General features: G+C 72.9%; 12 protein-coding genes and 1 pseudogene. 5 read left to right on the top strand and 8 right to left on the bottom strand.

Annotated features, from left to right (window positions below):
- Positions 1 to 2: 2 nt before the first annotated feature.
- Complete coding sequence (locus STRVI_RS37915; protein WP_014060860.1) at positions 3 to 1925, bottom strand: glycoside hydrolase family 3 protein; 1923 nt, start codon at positions 1923 to 1925, stop codon at positions 3 to 5.
- Between the two features lie 235 nt (positions 1926 to 2160).
- Here STRVI_RS37915 and STRVI_RS37910 point away from each other — a divergent pair, with 235 nt between their 5' ends.
- Positions 2161 to 3381 carry a macrolide family glycosyltransferase gene (locus STRVI_RS37910; protein WP_014060859.1) on the top strand — a complete coding sequence of 407 codons (1221 nt, stop codon included), beginning with the start codon at positions 2161 to 2163 and terminating at the stop codon, positions 3379 to 3381.
- Between the two features lie 333 nt (positions 3382 to 3714).
- Here STRVI_RS37910 and STRVI_RS37905 read toward each other — a convergent pair whose 3' ends face one another.
- Positions 3715 to 4629 (bottom strand): LysR family transcriptional regulator, encoded by a 915-nt coding sequence (locus STRVI_RS37905; protein ID WP_014060858.1) that lies wholly within the window; start codon positions 4627 to 4629, stop codon positions 3715 to 3717.
- Between the two features lie 130 nt (positions 4630 to 4759).
- Between STRVI_RS37905 and STRVI_RS37900 the strand changes: the two are divergent.
- Positions 4760 to 5617 (top strand): annotated as a pseudogene (locus STRVI_RS37900) (EamA family transporter); the annotation flags it as partial.
- 576 nt (positions 5618 to 6193) lie between these two features.
- Here the strand turns inward: STRVI_RS37900 and STRVI_RS37895 are convergent.
- Positions 6194 to 6991: a sugar phosphate isomerase/epimerase family protein gene (locus tag STRVI_RS37895; RefSeq protein WP_014060856.1), complete on the bottom strand. Its 798-nt coding sequence runs from the start codon at positions 6989 to 6991 to the stop codon at positions 6194 to 6196.
- A gap of 702 nt (positions 6992 to 7693) precedes the next feature.
- Positions 7694 to 8554, bottom strand: coding sequence for a helix-turn-helix transcriptional regulator (locus tag STRVI_RS37885; protein WP_014060855.1), 861 nt, complete (start codon positions 8552 to 8554; stop codon positions 7694 to 7696).
- A gap of 126 nt (positions 8555 to 8680) precedes the next feature.
- On the opposite strand from STRVI_RS37885, the gene STRVI_RS37880 reads away from it, so the two are divergent.
- Positions 8681 to 9676, top strand: a complete 996-nt coding sequence (locus STRVI_RS37880; RefSeq protein ID WP_014060854.1) for an aldo/keto reductase — start codon at positions 8681 to 8683, stop codon at positions 9674 to 9676.
- Between the two features lie 231 nt (positions 9677 to 9907).
- On the opposite strand, the gene STRVI_RS37875 is transcribed toward STRVI_RS37880, so the two are convergent.
- The 4 genes from STRVI_RS37875 to STRVI_RS37860 form a co-directional block, all read right to left on the bottom strand.
- Positions 9908 to 11053 carry a methyltransferase gene (locus STRVI_RS37875; RefSeq protein WP_043237168.1) on the bottom strand — a complete coding sequence of 382 codons (1146 nt, stop codon included), beginning with the start codon at positions 11051 to 11053 and terminating at the stop codon, positions 9908 to 9910.
- Between the two features lie 238 nt (positions 11054 to 11291).
- Positions 11292 to 12374 (bottom strand): CU044_5270 family protein, encoded by a 1083-nt coding sequence (locus STRVI_RS37870; protein ID WP_014060852.1) that lies wholly within the window; start codon positions 12372 to 12374, stop codon positions 11292 to 11294.
- Positions 12371 to 13147, bottom strand: coding sequence for an RNA polymerase sigma factor (locus STRVI_RS37865; protein WP_014060851.1), 777 nt, complete (start codon positions 13145 to 13147; stop codon positions 12371 to 12373). The genes STRVI_RS37870 and STRVI_RS37865 overlap by 4 nt, the downstream gene beginning before the upstream one ends.
- A 245-nt stretch (positions 13148 to 13392) precedes the next feature.
- Positions 13393 to 14343, bottom strand: coding sequence for a bifunctional helix-turn-helix transcriptional regulator/GNAT family N-acetyltransferase (locus tag STRVI_RS37860; RefSeq protein ID WP_014060850.1), 951 nt, complete (start codon positions 14341 to 14343; stop codon positions 13393 to 13395).
- A gap of 261 nt (positions 14344 to 14604) precedes the next feature.
- Here STRVI_RS37860 and STRVI_RS37855 point away from each other — a divergent pair, with 261 nt between their 5' ends.
- Both STRVI_RS37855 and STRVI_RS37850 read left to right on the top strand, forming a co-directional pair.
- A complete protein-coding gene (locus tag STRVI_RS37855) occupies positions 14605 to 15837 on the top strand; it encodes a helix-turn-helix domain-containing protein (RefSeq protein ID WP_014060849.1) in 1233 nt (410 codons plus the stop codon).
- Positions 15838 to 15990: 153 nt separating this feature from the next.
- On the top strand, positions 15991 to 17211 hold the full coding sequence (locus tag STRVI_RS37850; protein WP_014060848.1) for a helix-turn-helix domain-containing protein: 1221 nt from the start codon (positions 15991 to 15993) through the stop codon (positions 17209 to 17211).
- Positions 17212 to 17226: the final 15 nt, after the last annotated feature.

The following is a 17226-nucleotide window of genomic DNA, read 5'->3' as shown; positions in this document are numbered from 1 at the left end:
GCTCAATACCCCAGCCCGTGCCCGATCGGGTACAGCTCCCGGGACGGGTCGTCCGCGCGCCGCACCGCGACCGGCAGTTTGCCGCGCGGGGTGACCCGCCCCGCGATCACCCGGGCGGCGGCGCGCAGCTCCACATCCGTCCAGCAGTACGTGGCCAGCGACGCCCCGGGCTCCGTGCCGCGTCCGCCCAGCCGCGCGATGTCGTACGGATCGCGCAGCGCCAGATGCACCACCGGCACCCCGGTAGCCACCAGCCGTGCGACCAGGGTGCGCTGGGCGGACCCGGCCGCGATGTCGTACGTCGCCACGATCACCGCGTCCCGCCCCCGCGCCGCCGCGACCGCCGCCTCGATCCGCTCGGGCGAGGGGCCGGGCGAGTCGCCGGTGCCGGTGGGCAGCGCCTCCGCCTTGAAGCCGAGGCCGGACAGGGCGCGGGCCAGGACGGCCGTCGGCGGGCCGCCGGTGCCCGAGGGCGCGGCGGCGTCCACCCCCACCACCAGCAGGTCGTGCCGGCGGCGCGGCGACAGCGGCAGCAGCCCGCCACGGTTGGTGATCAGCGTGGTGGTGCGCTCGGCGATCCGGTCGGCGGTGGCACGGTGCTCCCGGGTGCCCACCGTGCGGTTGACCGCGCGGTCGCTGGTGTACGGATCGTCGAACAGCCCCCGGCGCACCTTGAGTTCCAGGATGCGCCGCAGCGAGCGGTCGATCCGGTCCTCGTCGAGCTCGCCCGCCCGCACGGCCTTGCGCACGCCCTCGAAGGCGCGGGACAGGCTCGGCGGGTTCAGCAACTGGTCCACCCCCGCCTTGAGCGCGAGCACCGGCACCCGGTCGTCGCCGTACTTCTCCCGCACCCCCTGCATGCCCAGCGAGTCGGTGACCACCACCCCGTCGTAGCCCAGCTCCTCGCGGAGCACACCGGTAAGGATGGGGCGGGAGAGCGTGGCGGGGTCGTCGGCCGGGTCGAGCGCGGGGAAGAGCAGATGCGCCGTCATGATCGAGTCGATCCCGGCCGCGATCGCGGCCCGGAACGGCGGCGCGTCCAGCCGCTCCCACTCCTTGCGGGAGTGGGTGATCCGCGGCAGGCCGACATGGCTGTCCACGGAGGTGTCGCCGTGCCCGGGGAAGTGCTTGGCGGTGGCCGCGACCCCGGCGCTCTGGTAGCCCTCCACCTGGGCCGCCACCAGCCGCGCCACGGCCTTCGGATCGGCCCCGAAGGAGCGCACGCCGATCACCGGATTGGCTGGGTTGACGTTGACGTCCGCGATCGGGGCGTAGTCCTGCCGGATGCCGAGCGCGGCCAGCTCCGCCCCCGCGGTGCGGGCGGCCGTACGGGCGTCGGCCGCGCTGCCGCCCGCGCCGAGCGCCATGGCGCCCGGGAACAGCGTGGCGGGCGCGCCGACCCGGGCGACGGTGCCGTACTCCTGGTCGGTGGAGAGCAGGACGGGGACGGGCACGGAGGCCGCCAGCGCGGCCTTCTGGATGCCGTTGGAGAGCGCGGCGACCTGGTGGGGGTCGCGGATGTTGTGCGCCCAGCGGATGTACATCACCCCGCCCACGTGGTACTTCGCGATCAGCTCGGCGGCGTTGTCGACGCCGATGTCCTTGACGTTGGCCGCTACATCGGCGGGGTCGGGGTGGGTGGCCGAATGGCCGTACACCCGCATCACGAAGAGCTGGCCGATCTTCTGGTCCAGCGTCATCCGGCCGATGAGCTCGTCGATCCGCCGGCGGTCGCGCTCCTGGTCCCGGCCGGGCTGTGCGGTGGCTCGTGAGGGCGTCGCGGAAGGGCCGCCGGAACCGGCGGTGGTGCGGCGTGCGGGGGCCGCGGGCGCTGGGGAGCTGTTCGTCGGCGCACTGCAGGCACCGGCCGCGGCGGCGGCCAGAGTGGCGGTGAGCAGGGCGCGGCGAGACGTCGTCGTGTGCACCCGCACTCCTTCCATGGGACGTTCGGAGGGGGTGGCCGAAGGTGGTGCAGGACACGCTGGGACACAAAGCGCCACCGGGTCAAGGAGAGTTGGACTTCCTGACGGCCCGGAAGCGTAAAGGAAAAGACTCGTTAAAGACAGGGATCTGGTGCTCGTGCAAAACCGGCGCTAGTGTATCGATCGGGTATGCGCATTATTTGTTTGAGGCATCCGTTCTCGCTTAGGTTCCGTTTTCATGACCCCATCGACGGGTGCCAAGCCCCCCACACATATCGCCATGTTCGGCATCGCGGCGCACGGGCACGTCAACCCGAGCCTGGAGGTGATCCGCGAGCTGGTGGCCCGCGGCCACCGGGTGACCTACGCCATCCCCGAGTCGTTCGCCGAGAAGGTCGCCGAGACCGGCGCCGAGCCGAAGACCTACACCTCGGTCCTCCACGGTGAGAATGTGCCGGGCGCCACAGGCTCCGAGCTGATCGACTACATCGAGCCGTTTCTCGCCGAGGCGGAGCAGGCGCTTCCGCAGCATCTGGCGGCCTACGAGGGCGATGAGCCGGATCTGGTGATGTACGACGTCACGGCCTACCCGGCGCATGTCCTCGCCCATCGCTGGGGCGTGTCCGCCGTCGAGCTCGCGCCCAGCTTCGTGCCCTGGGACGGGTACCGCGAAGAGGTCTTCGAGCCGATGTACGCGCAGCTTCGGTGCTCGGAGCGCGGCCGGGCCTACTACGCGCGCTACCGCGCCTGGCTGGAGGACAACGGACTGGCCGGTACCGACCCCGACCGGCTCATCGGCCGCCCCAGCCGCTGTGTCGCCCTCATCCCCGAGCTGCTCCAGCCCAACGCCGACCGCGTCGACCCGTCCGTCTACAGCTTCGTCGGCGGCTGCCAGAGCGCCCGCCGCGAAGTGGCGGAGTGGCGCCGCCCGGAGCGGGCCGCCCAGACCGACCGGATCCTGCTGGTCTCGCTCGGCTCGACCTGGACCAAGGAGCCCGGTTTCTACCGCGCGTGCGTCGCGGCGTTCGGCGACCTGCCGGGGTGGTACGTGGTGCTGCAGATCGGCGAGTTCGTCGACCGGGCCGACCTCGGCGAGATCCCCGCCAATGCCGAAGTGCACAGTTGGATACCGCAGTTGAGCATCCTGCGGAAGGCCGACGCCTTCGTCACCCACGCAGGGGCGGGCGGCGCCCAGGAGGGGCTGGCCTGCGGGGTGCCGATGGTCGCCGTACCGCAGGCCGTCGACCAGTTCAGCAACGCGGACACCCTCGAAGCGCTCGGGGTCGGCCGCCATCTGCCCAAGGAGGAGGCCACCGCGTCGGCGTTGCGCAAGGCGGTGCTCGACCTGGTGGACGACCCCGAGGTGGCCGCCCGCTGCGCCGCGCTGAAGGCGCGGATGGCCGCCGAGGGGGGACCGGACCGCGCCGCGGACCTGATCGAGGCGGAGCTGCCCGTCTGACGGCTCCCCGTCCGACGGCCGCCGTAAGAGGCGGACCGTGCCCCCTGGGGTGCCTCTTGGATGCCCCTCGGTGTGCCCCTTGGGCGCCGCCGACGCTCTGGGAGGGGTGTCGCGTCGGCGGCGGGGTGCTGCTGGCCGCGGGCGGCGGAGAGGTGGCCAGCGTCGCAGCCAGCGGCGAGGCCGATTACCGCCATGCGGAGACTCCCCATCAGCACACCGCTTCGACGCGTGGCGGCCCCCGCCGGTTCCACACCGGGCGGGCGGTGCGCGGATCGGTGAGGAGGGACATACGAGCCTCAAGTGGCGGCACTGGACAGCCAGTTGAGCCAATGCTCAGACCGTGCGCCGCGGCCAGAGGCCGCCCAGCAGCCGTACCGTCTCGGTGATGGCGGGGCGGCGGGCCGCGCCGGTGCGCCACAGGGCGTACAGGCGCCGTACCGGGACCGGCTCCAGGGGCAGCGCCAGCACCCCGTCCGGCAGCGGACCGCGCCCCAGACGGGGCATGAGGGCGACGCCGAGACCGGCCGCCACCAGGGCGATCTGGGTGTGGTTCTCGGCCGCCTGGTACGCCAGGTCCGGCTCATGGCCCGAGGCGCGCAGCGTACGGACCAGCCAGTCGTGGCACACCGACCCGGGCGGTTGGCAGATCCACCGCCGGCCCGGCAGGTCCTCACGGCGCAGCGGCCGCCGTGCGGCCTGCTCGGCCAGCGGATGTCCGGCCGGGACGAGCAGATCGCACAGATCGTCGCCGATGACCGCCCGTTCCTGCCCCTCCGGGGCGGGCAGCGGGGCGATGTCCCAGTCATGGGCCACCGCCAGGTCGATGACCCCCTGCGCCACCAGGTCCACCGACAGATGCGGATCCACTTCGAGCAGCCGGGCGTCCAGGGAGGGGTGCTCGGCCATGAGCGCGGCCAGCACCACGGGCATCAGCCCGCGCGCCGCCGAGGCGAAGGCGCCGATCACCAGCCGGCCCGTCGGCTGTCCGCGCCGCTCCTCCAGGGTGGTCTCGGCCTCCTCGACGATGGCGAGCAACTGCTGGGCGGTGGCGGCCAGATGGCGGGCCGCGTCGGTCAGCGTGATGCCGCGGCCCTGCCGCTCCAGAAGGGCGGTCCGGGTCTCCCGCTCCAACTTGGCGATCTGCTGCGATACGGCGGACGGGGTGTAGCCGAGCGCGGTCGCGGCGGCGCTGACCGAGCCGTGTACGGACACCGCGTGCAGCGCCCGCAGCCGGGCCAGATCGAGCATGGGCGCTCCCCCTCACACCTTTGGCCGGTACCGCGTCGTCGACCGGTCCCGCATCTTTAACCGTTCCTGCATCCAAGCATGAAGACATCCGCGCTGGTGCTACAAGGTCCCGGCACCTGATCCTCGATCCATGCGACCTGTGCACATAGCCCTCGCCGTGCTGGTCACGGCCCTGTGGGGGGTCAACTTCGTGGTCATCGAGGTGGGCCTCGACCACTTCCCGCCCCTGCTCTTCTGCGCCCTGCGATTCCTGGTGGCCGCGCTGCCCGCCGTCTTCCTGGTCGGCCCGCCGAAGGTCGCCTGGCGATGGATCCTGGGGGTGGGGCTGGCCCTGGGCGTGGCCAAGTTCGGGCTGCTGTTCATCGGGATGCACGAGGGGATGCCCGCCGGGCTGTCCTCGCTGGTGCTGCAGATCCAGGCGGTGTTCACCGCGCTGTTCGCGGCCGTCGTGCTCGGCGAACGCCCCGGCCGGCGGCGGCTGCTGGGCATGGCGGTCGCCCTCGCCGGGATCGCGGTGGCCGCCGTGGACGAGGGCACCTCGGGGCCGCTCATCGGCTTCGTCCTCGTCGTCGCGGCGGCCGCGTTCTGGGGTGTCTCCAACGTCCTCACCCGCAAGGCGGCGCCGCCCGACGCCCTGAACTTCATGGTGTGGGTGAGCCTGGTGCCCGTACTGCCACTGCTCGGGCTCTCGCTGATGTTCGAGGGCGCGCGGCCCGACCTCGACGCGCTGAGCAGGCTCGACTGGGCCGGAGTGGGCGCCATCGTCTACGTCGCCTGGGTCACCACCGTCTTCGGCTTCGGGGTCTGGGGCTTGCTGCTGCGCACCTACGACGCCTCGACGGTCGCCCCCTTCTCGCTGCTGGTGCCCGTCTTCGGGATGTCCTCGGCGGCGCTGGCGCTGGGGGAGGGGATCAGCACACCGCGCTGGCTGGCGGCGGCGCTGCTGGTGGGCGGCGTGGCCCTGACCTCGCTCCCGCGCCCACCGCGCCTCCGGCGCGGGGCGCGCCGTCGGCCTGAGGTGTCTGGGGCGGGCGCCCGGCCTGAGGTGCCTGGGGCGGGCCTCCGCCCTGAGGTGTCTGGGGTGGGCCTCCGCCCTGAGGTGTCTGGGGCGGGCGCCCGCCCTGAGGTGCCCGGGGCGCGCCGTCGGCCTGAGGTGCCCGGGGTGGGCCCCCGACCTGAGGTGCCTGGGGTGGCCCCCCAACCCGATGCGGCCGGGTCGGACCGCCGCCGCGAGGTACCCGGGTCGGGCCGCCGACCTGAGGTGCCTGGGGTGGGCCCCCGGTCCGAGGCGGCCGGGTCGGAACCTCGCCCCGAGGCGAACGGGTCGGACCGCCGCCCCGGGCCGCTTCTGCCGGAGCTGGACGGCTCCGAGTTGGACGGCTCCGAGCTGGTCGGCTCCGAGTCGGTTGGCTCCGAGTCGGTTGGCTCCGAGCTGGACGGCTCCCAGCTGGTTGGCTCCGAGTCGGTTGGCTCCGAGCTGGACGGCTCCGAGCTGGTCGGCTCCGAGTCGGTTGGCCCCGAGTCGGTCGGCCCCGAGCCGGGGTCTGCCGGGGCCCCGGCGTGGTCAGACCGCGTCGGTCAGCAGACGTAGGAGGTGCTCCCGGCCCGGGGCCAGCAGCTCCGGGAACTCCCGGGCCTGCGGGTACCACCGCTTCTCGTACTCCCAGCACAGCCAGCCGTCCCAGCCCTCGCGGCTGAGCAGCTCCACGCACTCGGTCAGCGGCAGCACCCCCTCGCCCAGCGGCAGCGGGGTGGTGTCCTCGGCCGAGGCGATGTCCTTGACCTGGACGTAGCCCAGATGCGGGAAGAGCGCCGGATAGCTGGTGGCCGGGTCCTCACCGCCCAGCCAGGTGTGCATCACATCCCAGATCGCCCCGACGCTGCCATGGCCCACCAGCCCGAGGACCCGGGCCGCGTCCGCGCCCGTCCGATGCGAGTCGTGGGTTTCCAGCAGCAGCCGTACGCCGAGGTCGGCGGCGCGGGGCGCGGCCGCCGCGAGCCGCCGGGCGGCCGTGGCGTCGGCCTCCTCGGGGCTCTGCTCCCCGCCGCCGGGGAAGACCCGGACATGGCGGGCGCCCAGGTCGTGGGCGAGCTCCAGCAGCTCCCGCAGCCCGGCCAGCACCGGCTCGTCCGGCCCGGCCTGGGCGGCGCGCACGTACCCGGCGACGGTGAGGATCTCGATCCCGGCGTCCCGGAACTCCGCCGCCGCCCGGGCGCGCTCGTCCGCCCCGATCCCCGGGTGCACCGGCTCCTCGGGGTGGGCGCGCAGCTCCACGCCGTGGTACCCGGCCCCGGCGGCGAGCCGGGCGACGTCGGACAGGGGCATACCGGGGACGCCGAGAGTGGAGAAGGCGAGCTTCATGCGGGGGCTCCCTTGATGGGGGTCGTGCGGTACGTGGGGATCTTCCTGCCCTTCATCCGGGACGCTAAGCAGGGGCACGAGTCGGGTCAATCCTGACCTCACGCCTACGGCGTGTCTTGGCGGGTCGCCAGGCCGTGGCCCCACCAGCCGGTTCTGCGAGCGCCTGGTGCCCCGTACCGGCCGCCGGGCCCGGCGGGGCCGTGGTTGCTCAGCCCGCAGCGTCCGGGAGACGCCTCCCCCGATGGCGGAGAAGCGTGCGAGTGCGCAGGCCCGTCCTCTGGGGCTGCCCGGGGTGGCGTGGGTGGGGGGCGGCGCAGATGGCACTCGATAGGTGGCCAAGCCGTGGTGGCCCCTTGCGTCGTGGCCCGCCACCCGGGCCTGTGCGCGCCCGGTGCCTCGTGCGAGCGGCCGGGCCCGGCCGGGCCGTGGTCGCCCGCGTCAGGGAGACGCTTCCCGGTGGCGGAGGAGTGTGCGTGCCGTCGGGGCTGCCCCGGGGCTGCCCGGGGTGGCGTGGCTGAGGGACGGCGCCGACGGCCTCGGTAGTTGGCCACCGGGGCGGCCTCCGCTTTCAGCCTCCGGTTCCGGCCTCCGGCCGACGCGGACCCGCAAGTCGGCAACCCGGCAATCCTCCGGGTCCGGGACGGTCACTCCACCGACCGGACCGCCGAAAATGCCCAGCCGGTGCCCCGTGGGCCGACCGCTTCACCGGATGGGCGTGTCCGTCGACCCCGTGGGGAATTCCTCGATGCCGAGTACCTGAAGGAGCTGCAGCCGCTCGCGGGTCTCGGCGTCCGCCGGGGTGAGGACCAGCAGTAGCTGGCCCTGGTCGGGAGTGACCAGGGTCTCGCAGTCCATCACCAGGCGGCCCACCCGCGGATGCAGCAGGGTCTTGCGGTCGGCGCGCCGGACCGCCACCTCGTGCTCGGCCCAGAGCCGGCGGAAGTCGGCGCTCGCGGCCCGCAACCGGTCGATGAGTCCGGTGACGGTGGGGTCGCCGGACCGGCGGCCGGCGGCCGCGCGCAGGTCGGCCACGAGCTGGCGGGCGTGGTGCTCCTGCTCCTCGGGCGGGGCGACGGCACGGTCGGCGGGGTCGGTGAACCATCGGTAGGCGACGTAGCGCCGGTCGCCGGAGAAGCCGGTGTGGTCGCCGGTCAGCAGGACGGCCGCACGGTTCTGGGCGAGGACCTCGCCCAGGTCGGACAGGACCAGGGCCGGGTTGTCGCCGAGCAGGTCGAGCATGCGGATCAGGCCGGCGCGCGCCAGGCCGGCCACGCCGTCCGCGGGCGGGGGCTGGTGGCCGGCCAGGTGGAACAGGTGGTCGCGCTCGTCCTCGGAGAGGCGCAACGCCCGGGCCAGCGCGCCGAGCAACTGGGGCGAGGGCTGGCTGCTGCGGCCCTGTTCCAGGCGTACGACGTAGTCCACCGACATGCCCGCGAGCATGGCCACTTCTTCCCGGCGCAGTCCGCTGGTCCGGCGCCGGGGGCCGTCGGTGATGCCGACCTCGGCCGGGCGGATCGCCTCGCGGCGGCGGCGCAGGAAGTCGGCGAGCTGGTCACGTTCCATCTCCCCAGGGTCCCTCGCGGCGGGCGAACCATCCAGGGAGCGGCTCTCCCCCGATGAACGCTCCGCTCCCATGGGCCGCGGCGCGGGCGCAGGGTGGGTGACAGTTCGACGACGAAGGAGAACGCGATGCAGACGCGAACCCTGGGCAGCACCGGCCCGGCCGTTTCCACCGTGGGCCTGGGCGCCATGAGCATGTCGGGCGCTTACGGCGCCGCCGACCGCACGGAAAGTATCGCCACCGTGCACGCCGCGCTGGAGGCCGGCGTCACGCTGATCGACACCGCCGACTTCTACGCCATGGGCCACAACGAGCTGCTCCTCGCCGAGGCGCTGCGCGGCCGCGATCGCGACGGCTACACGCTGAGCGTCAAGTTCGGCATGCTGCGGGGGCCGGGCCCCGGGGCCGGCGGGCATGACGGCCGTCCCGAGGCGGTGAAGAACTTCCTGGCCTACTCGCTGACCCGGCTGGGCACCGACCACATCGACATCTACCGTCCCGCCCGGTTGGACCCGGCGGTACCGATCGAGGAGACGGTGGGCGCGATCAAGGAGATGATCGACGCCGGGTATGTGCGGCACCTCGGCCTCTCGGAGGTCGACGCGGCGACGATCCGCCGGGCGCACGCCGTGCACCCGGTCGCCGACCTGCAGATCGAGTACTCGCTGATCTCCCGCGCGGTGGAGGCGGACGTCCTGCCCACGCTCCGTGAGCTCGGCATCGGACTGACCGCGTACGGCGTCCTGGGCCGCGGCCTCATCTCCGGGCACTGGACCGCCGGCCGCACCGCCGGCCCCGGCGACGCCCGCGCGTTCAGCCCGCGGTTCGCGAGCGAGAACGTGGCACACAACCTCGCCCTCGTGGACGCGCTGCGCCGGGTGGCCGAGGCGAAGGGGTGCACCGTCGCCCAGCTTGCCATCGCCTGGGTCTGTGCACAGGGCGAGGACATCGTGCCGCTGGTCGGCGCCCGCACCCGCGAGCGGCTGGCCGAGGCGCTGCCCGCGACGGAGCTGACCTTCACCGCCGACGACCTCGCCGAGATCGAGAAGGCGATGCCACGGGGCGCGGCGCGCGGCGACCGCTACCCGTCCGCGTTCATGTCCGGCCTCGGCGTGGGGAACTGAGTCGGGCTCTCCGGCGCACGCGCTCCGGACGTCGCGGGCTCGCTGCGGCGCTAAGCGCTCCGCGGGAAGTGCCGCGAAGTGCAGTCGTTCATCCGCGGCTGTGTCGTGGCTGGTCGCCCACGCGGCGGAGCCGCATATCGACACAGCCGCGGCGGAGCCGCACATCGACGCAGCCCCGCGCCCCTTCGGGGCGCACCCGAACCGCACCGGACTTCATCGAGGCCGCTTGGCTCAGTCCGCCTTCAGACGCCACAGCGATGTGACCTCCGCCGCGCGGGCCGTGTGGAGGGGGTCGGTGGGGTCGACGGCTCGGGGGTGGGTCGGGCGGATGTCCAGGCGGGCCGTGACCGTCAGGCCCGCCGTGGCGAAGGCGGTCAGGAGTTCGGCGCGTGGCCGCAGGCCGAGGTGTTCGGCGAGGTCGGAGAGGATCAGCCAGCCCTCGCCGTCGGGGGTCAGATGCCCGGCCAGCCCGTTCAGGAAGCCGCGCAGCATACGGCTGGACGGGTCGTAGACCGCGTATTCGAGCGGTGAGGAGGGCCGGGCCGGGACCCAGGGCGGGTTGCAGACCACCAGCGGGGCGCGGCCCGGCGGGTAGAGGTCGGCCTCGACCACCTCGATCCGGTCGGACAGGCCCAGGCGGGCCGCGTTCTCCCGGGCGCACCCCAGCGCCCGTGCGTCCTGGTCGGTGGCCACCACCCGCCGGATGCCGCGCCGGGCGAGCACGGCCGCCAGGACCCCCGTCCCGGTGCCGATGTCGAAGGCCAGCTCCTGCGTGGGCAGCGGGGCCTCGGCCACCAGATCGACGTACTCGCCGCGCACCGGCGAGAAGACCCCGTAGTGCGGATGGACGCGGTCCCCGCCCAGCGCCGGCACCTTGACGCCCTTACGGCGCCACTCATGCGCGCCGATCAGCCCGAGTAACTCCGGCAGCGAGGTCACCGACGGGCGCCCGCTCGCCGGGCCGTACGCCTCGGTGCACGCCTGCCGTACGTCCGGCGCCCGGCGCAGCGGAATGCCGAAGTCCGCGTCCAGCGGCACCAGCAGCATCCCCAGCAGCCGGGCCCGCCGGGACTGAGCCTGGCGGTGCCGGTGGAACGCCTCGGCCGGTGACGCCGCCGGGGCCCGCCGCTCCTTGGCCCGGCGCGGTCCGCGGTCGATCCGGCGCGCCATCGCCGTCAGCAACTGGCGGGCGCCCTGGTAGTCGCCGCGCCACAGCAGCGCGGTGCCCTCGCAGGCGAGGCGGTGGGCGGTGCCGGCGCGCATCCGGTCGTCCGCCACCTCGATCCGCCGGGGCGGTGGCGTGCCGTTCTCGGAGCGCCAGTGGGCGGTCCGGGTCCGGCCGTCCTCGGTCCACTCGATGACCTGCTGGGTACTCAGGGGTATGCCCTTTGCTCTTGTGCCGTTCCGACGCGCTGCACGGGTGCGTCGTGCGGACGTTCCCCGTGCGATGCCCGCGCCCTGTACGGACGTGTGCGTATGCGCCGATCCTTCCCGTACGGGGCCCGCCCGCGCGAGCGGATTTCCGGTCGAGGTGACGCCCCGTCATCTGTGCGACCGGGAAGGCCGACCGCCGGGCGGACGCCCTTCAACGGCTTGACGGTCGGCTGGGGGCGGCTCAGGATGCGCCGGCCGCCGTCACCTTGCCCTTCTCATCGATGACGGTGGCGTCCAGGAGCGCGCTCGTGTCCGTGCCGAGGTAGGCCAGGCTCTTCGAGTCGAAGACCCAGTACTCGCTCGGGGTCTCGGAAGGCTTCTTGTGATCGGCGTATGTGAGGCCGATACCGGTCCGGCCCGCGCCGTCCTTGACGTTCTCCACGACGCGGACGTCCGGCAGCTTGGCCACGGCACGGTAGAGCGCGGCATGGAGATCGGGCAGCAGGGTGGCCTGATCGAGGATGGCTCCGACGCTCTCGAAGATCGTCTCGGCCAGCCGGGATTTCACCACCCCGCTGCCGCTCTTGAGCTTCTTCAGCAACGCGTCGGGGTCGGTGGGGAGGGCCTTGAGCTGCCGGAAGGTCAAAAATCCCGGCGACATGGCGATGTCCTCGGTCTGGGTGGGGTCGGGTTCGCCGTTGGGGGACAGCGCGGTGAGGCGCCGGAGACCGTCCCGCTTGCCGGACACGGGCTGCCACTCCTCACTCCGGACGTTCCCCTCGTACGTCTTGGTGCCCGTGACCTTCCCCTTGGAGTCCCGTACGAGCTTCGACGGACCGCCCCACATGGACGAGGGTCCCTGGGACCTGGTGTAGATGAACTGGTCGTCGCGGGCCCTGACCGCCGGGCGGTCGGCCGCCACCACGGCGATGCGGTCCAGCAGCTCCACGGCCTGCCGGTGCTCGGCCCTGGGGTCACCGCTGACGCCGGTGGCGGTGGCGCCGCCCTCGCCGTTCCGTACGCCGTCGACCGCCACCGCTCCCACGACCACGGCGGTGGCCAGCGCCAGCGGCGCCGCGATGAGGACGAGGCGCCGTCGGGGGCGCCGGGGTGGGGGAGGCGCGGATGGGGTGTCCGGCGCGGACGAGGCGTCCGGCGTACCCGACAGCTCGTAGACGGTCTCGTTGCCGATCTGCTCCATCAGATGTTCCTTCAGGACGCGGTGGCGGTCCTGCCGGAGCACCGGACGGCCCGGGGCGGGCAGCAACTCGGCCGACTCCTGGGGGTCGACCGGCTGATCGGCTCGTCGCGGGTTGGTGTTCATCGCCTCTCCTGCGTGGACCGGGCCGCCTGATGGCGGCTGACCGGTATCTGTCCGACCATGGCCGCGCGTTGCACCGCGCCCTGCCCGGTGCCGCCGTCCGCGCCCCGCGTACCGCTGCCGCTGTCCGTGCCGTGGCTGCCGCCGTCGCCGCCCGTGTCGTCGCCGCCGCTGTCGCCGCCCGTGCCGTCGCCTCCCCTGCCCCCTGTGCCATAGCCGCCGCCCGTGCCGCGGACGAGTTCGAGCTCCGTGAGCTTGCGCAGGCGCTTCCTCGCGCGCGAGAGCCGGGCCCGTACGGTGCCGGTGGCCACGCCCAGGGCCTCAGCCACCGTAGCGGCGTCCAGGCCCTCCCACACGCAGAGCGTGAACACCTCGCGCTCCCCACGACGCATCGTGCGCAACGCCTTCTGCGCGGCGGCCAGCTCCTCGATGTCGGCCAGGCGCTGGGTCACCTCGTCGGCGAAGTCCGGAACGGGGTCCGGGGGTGGGAGGTTGGCGAGCGCGGCCTGGTGTCTTCGCGCCGCGCGCGTGGTGTTGCGCGTGACGTTCGTCGCGATCCCCAGCAGCCACGGGCGGAGGCTGCCGTCCCCCGGAAGCAGCCGCTCGCGCAGCCGCCACGCCTCCAGGAAGGTGAGCGACACGATGTCGTCGGCCATGCCCCAGTCGCCGGTCAGCCGGACGGCATGCCGGTAGACCACCGAGGCGCACTCGTCGAAGAGCTGCCCGAAGGCATCCGGGTCTCCGGCTCGCACGCGAGTGCGCAGTGATGTCTCCACACTCCCCCCTGTCCACCGCGCGGACCGCGTTGCGGTGATCTGCGTCACATCGTGGTGGCGCTCGGCGCTCTGCCGGATGAGCCGTGATGTGCCGTCGTTCGTCCGCGGCGCCGTCGTGGCTGGTCGCGCAGTTCCCCGCGCCCCTTGGCGGCGCTGCTGAACCGCTGCCGACTTCACCAGGTCCGCTGAGCCGCGCACGGCGCATCACCCGGACCGCAGGCGGACCGCAGGCGGACCGCAGTCCGTCAGCCGTGCGCCGAGCCCCGGAGCGCGAGCCGCCAGTCCTGCCCGACCAGGGGCGAGCCGTAACCGCGGTGCGGCTTCTCGGCGATCAGCTCGAACCCGGCCCCCTCGTAGATCCGGCGGGCGGAGGTCAGGACGTCATTGGTCCACAGCACGAGATCGCGGTAGCCCGCCTCGCGCGCGAAGTCGACACATGTGCCGACCAGCCGCTCGCCGAGTCGCCGCCCGCGCGCCTCCGGTTCGACGAGCAGCAGCCGCAGCCGGGCCGTATCGGGCCGCTCGTCCCGGACGCACATCACCGAGCCGACGGGGCGGCCGTCGAGCTCCGCGATCCACGCCCGCTCCTGGGCCGGGTCATGGCCCGCGCTGAACTCCCCGACGATCCGGGCCACCAGGCCCTCGAACTCGGCGTTCCACCCGAACTCCCGGGCGTACACGGCGCCGTGGCGCTGCACGATCCAGCCCAGGTCGCCCGGCTCCAACCCGCGCAGCCGCACCTCGGGCTCGGCCGGGCCGGTGAGCGCGTGCCGCGCGGTGGCCAGCGCCTCCCGCAGCCGCCCCAGCTCGTTCCGGGGGACCGTGGCCAGCAGCCCGGTCACCGCGTCCCGCGACCGCCGGTCCAGATCGTCCGCCGCCGCCCGGCCCTCGGCGGTCAGCAGCACCTCCTGGAAGCGGGCGTCGCGGTGGTGGCGCTCGCGCGTCACCAGCCCCCGCTCCTCGAACCGGCTCAGCGTCCGGCTCAGATGCGCGGCGGTGATCCCGAGGTGCTCCCGCAGCGCTGAGACATGGGTGCGCTCCCGCCGCGCCAGCTCGTAGAGGATGCGGGCCTCGCTCAGCGTGTACGGGGTGTTGAGCTGCCCGGGGTAGTCGAGGACGCCGATCAGGCGGGTGTACATCCGGTTGAAGTCGCGGACCTCGTCCACGGCCAGATCGAGATTGTCGCGCGGGCCCATTCGGCACCCCTCCGTACCCCTGTGTCGATTTTGCTTGATCTTATAGTTGCGCCAGATCAAGTATGTGGGAAGAGGGGGTCCCCTCCCGGGCCCCGGGAGAGGGAGATATCGGCGGCGACCGTAACGCCAACGCGCCTCGACTCCGTCCCGGCCTGCGGGGCGGGCGCGAGGCTCCTTCGTGTGCCCGATGCCTGCTGGGCTCCCACGGCTCCCCCTCCGGGCGTACCGTGGCCAAAAGACCTTCTGGCGGTGGTGTATCAGATGACTGATCTGTCCGTTGGCAAGCGACTGGCCCGACTTCGCGACATTCGCGACCTCACGCAAGAGCAACTCGCCGACCGCGCCGGGGTGTCCGTCGACACCATCCGCAGGTTGGAGCAGGGCACCCAACGGGGAGCGAGAATCGCCACGTACCAGAAGCTCGCGGGCGCACTCGATATCGAGCTCGCCCGCCTGCTGGGCCAGCCCACCATGACGCGATCCCTCGCGCCCGACGGTGGAGTCATCGCGTTGCGGGCCGCCATTCAGGCCCCGAGCGATCTGCCAGGGCTGGACCTGTGCGGCGCGGACAGTGACGCGCCCGGCCCGGACGATCTCCGCCCGGTCATGGAGCAGGCCCAGAGGCACTATCGGCTCGGCCAGTTCACCGACCTGGTCGGCATGCTGCCCGGGCTCGTGACCGATCTGAAGGCGGCCACCCGCGAGGCCGAGGGCGGCCCCGACCACGACACGGTGTGGTCGATGTCCGCTGCCGCGCACATCATCGTCGCCGACGTGGCCGCGCAGTTGGGGCAGACCGATCTGGCCTACACCGCGGTGGAGCGAGCCATGCATGCCACGGCGCGCGCCGGCGACGAGCTGCGGCATGCTCTCGCCGTCTCGACGCTTTCGCTTGTGCTCCTGCGGCAAGGCCGATGGAGCGACGCCCAGCAGGTCGCGACCCGCAGGGCGGCCGAGATCGAGCCGCGGTTCTCCGAGCGCAATCCCGAGAAGTTCGCGATGTTCGGGATCCTGCTGCTGTCCGGTGCCGTCTCGGCAGCACGGGCGAACCGCGATGAGTCCGACAGCACAAAAGATGACGCGCTCACCTTCCTCAGGCAGGCGGAGGCGGCGGCCGCGCTGTCCGGTGCGGTACGGGTGCGAGGCACCGCCTTCGGCCCGGCGAGCGTGGGCATGCAGGCCACCACCGTTCAGGTGTCGCTCGGCCATCCGGACAAGGCTTTGGCCACAGCCGGTGGCGTCAATCTGGATGAGCTGCCGTGGAAGATCTCGCGCGCCAGGCACCGGCTGGATCTGGCGTTCGCCCGCTACCAGACGCATGACGACGAGGGAGCCCGCGATGTGCTGCTCACCCTCGACGAGGAGCATCCCGAGTGGCTGACCCATCAGATGCTCGCCGCCTCCACAGTGGGCGGACTGCTGGAGACGGAGCGGCGCCGCGACCGAGACCTGCGAAAGCTCGCGGTGCGGCTGGGCGTGGACCCGGCAGCATGAACAAGTGCCGTAGTCCCGCCGAAAACTGAGGCGGGACTACGGCACTTCATCCCAGAGCCTTACGGTGGGCATCGCCGCCCGCCACACGACGGCAGCGGACCTTGCCCGCTCGGCGTACCGTGACCGAAAGACCTTCCGGTGGGGGGACAGATGATGAGCAGCAAGTCCATCGGCGACCGCCTCGGCGAACTCCGGCGCTACCGCGACATCACGCAGGAAGAGCTGGCGGAACGGTCGGGCGTCCACGTCGACACCATCCGGAAGCTGGAGCAGAACGTCCGGCAGTCGGCGCGCCTGGGCACTCTCCGGATGTTGGCGAGGGCCCTCGATACCGAGCTGGATCGACTACTGGGGCAGCCCACCGTGACCACAGAACTCCCTGACGACGACGGCGGGCTGATCGCCTTGCGCGACGCCATCCAGGACATCAGCGCCCTGCCGGGTGTACCTGCCGACGATTTCGACGAGGATCCGCCTGCGGCGGACGACTGGATGCGTCAAGTCCGGGCGGCCACCACGCTCTACTGGGAAGGCGGGTACGGCGAGCTCGCCGGCTCGCTGCCGCTTCTCCTCCGCGACGGGCGTGCCGTGGCCCGGGAGGCGACCGGCTCGCTCGCCGAACAGGTCTGGAACCAGCTCGCGCTCTCCTACCAGCTTGCGGCCAGCCTCTCGACGCAGGCTGGTCATCTCGACTGGGCTTTCGAGGCCGTGGCGAAGCAGTTGCAGGCAGCCCAGCGCGCGTCCGATCCGCTGATGGAGGGGATGGGCGTCTCCACGCTGTCGTGGGTGCTGCTGCGGCAGGGGCGGTGGGAGGAAGCGCAGTCGGTTGCCGAGCGGAAGGCGGACGCGCTGGAGCCGTCCATGCGGAGGGGCACGAGCGCTCACTACGCGGTGTACGGGAACCTGCTGGTGGCGGCGGCCACGCCGGCCGCGCGCCAGGATCGCAAGGCCGACGCCGACCAGTACCTCAACTTCGCCGAGGCTGCGGCCGTCCGGTCTGGTGCCGTGCGCACCTACGGCACTGCCTTCTCTCCGGTCGACGTCAAAACGCAGATCGTCAACGTCGTCATGGCGGGCAGCGAGCCCGAGCCGGAGAAGGCGCTGGCAGCTTCCGAGGAGGTGCGCCGCGATTTGATCAAGCGTCCGGTGCACCTGGCCCGCCACCGCTTGGACGTGGCTCAGGCTCAGTATCAGATGGGTGACAGCGAGGGAGCGCTGGACACGCTGCTGGAAGTGGAAGCTGACCAGCCCGAATGGATCCGGTATCAGATGCTCGCGCGGGCCACGGTCTTGGAGATGCGTGAGGAGGAGAGGCGGCGGAACACTCGGCTCCGGGGGCTGGCCGCCCGACTGGGGGTTGAGCCCGCTCTCTGACTAGGACGTGACGTC

The organism is Streptomyces violaceusniger Tu 4113 (assembly GCF_000147815.2).
Classification (GTDB): Bacteria; Actinomycetota; Actinomycetes; order Streptomycetales; family Streptomycetaceae; genus Streptomyces; species Streptomyces violaceusniger_A.
Note: the sequence above shows the minus strand (reverse complement) of the source record. Positions and strands in the feature narration are given on the sequence as shown.